Source organism: Mycobacterium sp. (genome assembly GCF_019243155.1).
Classification (GTDB): Bacteria; Actinomycetota; Actinomycetes; order Mycobacteriales; family Mycobacteriaceae; genus Mycobacterium.
The window spans coordinates 1-2,442 of the sequence record NZ_JAFAUS010000432.1 but is presented as its reverse complement, the minus strand read 5'-3'; the positions used below and the strand labels follow the sequence as shown (position 1 = coordinate 2,442).

Genomic DNA, 2,442 nt, shown 5'->3' with positions numbered 1-2,442 from the left:
GCTACCGCGAATTCGTCGACCGGCTCGACGACGTCAAGCCGCTGTCGTCGGCCGAGCGGCGCGCCATCCAAAACTTCCTTGAGTCCGGCGTCGACCTGGATGACGTCCTGCGCCGGGCGGTGCGGCTGCTGTCCCAGCTGACTCGTCAGGTGGCTGTGGTGCAGTACCCGACGCTGTCGTCGTCGACCGTGCGCCACCTCGAAGTGATCGGACTGACCCCGGCCCGGCTGTTGATGGTCGTCATCACCGACTCCGGCCGGGTGGACCAGCGCGTCGTCGAGCTCGGCGACGTCATCGACGACCACCAGCTTTCGCAGTTGCGGGAGATGCTCGGCCAGGCGCTGGTGGGCAAGAAGCTATCGGCCGCCTCGATCGCGGTGGCCGACCTGGCCGGAGAGCTGCGCAGCCCGGATGGTCTGGGCGACGCGGTCGGCCGCTCGGCGACGGTGTTGCTGGAGTCGCTGGTGGAACACACCGAAGAACGCATGCTGATGGGTGGTACCGCAAACCTGACCCGCAACGCCGCGGATTTCGGTGGTTCGCTGCGCTCCATCCTGGAAGCGCTCGAGGAGCAGGTGGTGGTGCTGCGGTTGCTGGCGGCTCAGCAGGAGGCCGGTAAAGTGACGGTGCGCATCGGCCATGAAACGGCCGTCGAGCAGATGATGGGCACCTCGATGGTGACCACTGCCTACGGCACCTCCGACACCGTATTCGGCGGAATGGGTGTGCTGGGGCCCACTCGGATGGACTATCCGGGAACTATCGCCAGTGTTGCTGCGGTTGCTCTTTATATCGGCGAAGTCCTGGGTGCTCGATGATCGCGCATCCGTGGAATGCTGAGACATTCCTTGGTGCGGCACAAGACAGGGTATAGGAGAGTCAGGCGTGGCACGCGACTATTACGGGCTGCTCGGTGTGAGCAGAAACGCCAGCGACGCGGAGATCAAGCGCGCGTATCGCAAGCTGGCGCGCGAACTGCACCCCGACGTCAATCCCGACGAGGTCGCCCAGGCCAAGTTCAAGGAAATCAGCGTCGCCTACGAAGTGCTGAGCGACCCGGAGAAGCGGCGCATCGTTGACTTGGGCGGCGACCCGATGGAGAACGCCGCCGCGGCCGGTGGCGGTTTCGGTGGGTTCGGCGGCCTGGGTGACGTGTTCGAGGCCTTCTTCGGCGGCGGCTTCAGCGGGGCTGGGACGTCCCGCGGACCGATCGGCCGGGTGCGGCCGGGCTCTGACTCGCTGCTGCGGATGCGGCTCGACCTCGAAGAGTGCGCGACGGGTGTGACCAAGCAGGTCACCGTCGACACCGCGGTGTTGTGTGACCGATGCCAGGGCAAGGGAACCAACGGCGATTCCGCGCCGATTCCCTGCGACACCTGTGGCGGTCGCGGCGAGGTGCAGACGGTGCAGCGTTCGCTGCTTGGCCAGGTGATGACGTCGCGCCCGTGCCCCACCTGCCGCGGTGTCGGGGTCGTCATTCCCGACCCCTGCCATCAGTGCATGGGCGACGGGCGGGTGCGTGCCCGCCGCGAGATCAGCGTCAAGATTCCCGCCGGTGTCGGCGACGGTATGCGGGTGCGGCTCGCCTCGCAGGGTGAGGTCGGGCCCGGCGGCGGGCCTGCCGGTGACCTGTACGTCGAGGTGCACGAGCAGGCCCACGACATCTTCGTTCGCGAGGGCGACGACCTGCACTGCACGGTGTCGGTACCGATGGTCGACGCGGCGCTGGGCGCCACGGTCACCGTCGAGGCCATCCTGGACGGCGTCAGCGAGATCACCATTCCGCCTGGCACACAACCGAGTTCGGTCATCACGCTGCGCGGCCACGGGATGCCGCACCTGCGCTCGGGCACCAGGGGGGACCTGCACGTGCATGTCGAGGTGGTGGTTCCCAACCGGCTGGATCATCACGACACCGAACTGCTGCGCGAGCTAAAGAACCGCCGCAGCCGCGATGTGCCCGAGGTCCGCTCCACGCACGCCGGTGGCGGTCTGTTCAGCCGGCTGCGCGAAACCTTTACCGGCCGCTAGCCGCGCCAAGTCGCACATGGTCGCGACGCTGTTCTACGTAGGCACACTGCCGGATATCGGGTCGGTGGCCGTCGTCGACGGCGACGAGGGATTCCACGCCGCCACCGTTCGGCGGATCCGCCCCGGTGAGCAGCTGGTGCTTGGTGACGGCGCCGGCGAGCTGGCCCACTGCGAGGTCGAGCAGGCCGGGCGCGACGGTCTGCGGGCGCGGGTGCTTCGGCGGTGGAGCGTCGAGCGCGGTCGGCCGGCGGTGACCGTGGTGCAGGCTCTGCCCAAATCCGACCGTTCGGAACTCGCTATCGAGTTGGCCACCGAAGCCGGCGCCGACGCCTTCCTCGCCTGGCAGGCCGCCCGCTGCGTGGCTAACTGGGACGGCGCCCGAGTGGACAAGGGTCTGCGCCGGTGGCGTGC

At 68.2% G+C, this 2,442-nt stretch carries 3 protein-coding genes; all 3 read left to right on the top strand.

Annotated elements, in window-relative coordinates:
• The coding region (locus tag JOZ00_RS22260) for a heat-inducible transcriptional repressor HrcA (RefSeq protein WP_293348116.1) at window positions 1-818 on the top strand (818 nt) is incomplete at its 5' end.
• 67 nt (window positions 819-885) lie between these two features.
• Window positions 886-2,031, top strand: a complete 1,146-nt coding sequence (gene dnaJ / locus JOZ00_RS22255) for a molecular chaperone DnaJ (RefSeq protein ID WP_293348113.1) — start codon at window positions 886-888, stop codon at window positions 2,029-2,031.
• A 16-nt stretch (window positions 2,032-2,047) separates the two neighbouring features.
• Window positions 2,048-2,442: RsmE family RNA methyltransferase (locus JOZ00_RS22250; protein WP_293348110.1), on the top strand; the 395-nt coding region annotated here is incomplete at its 3' end.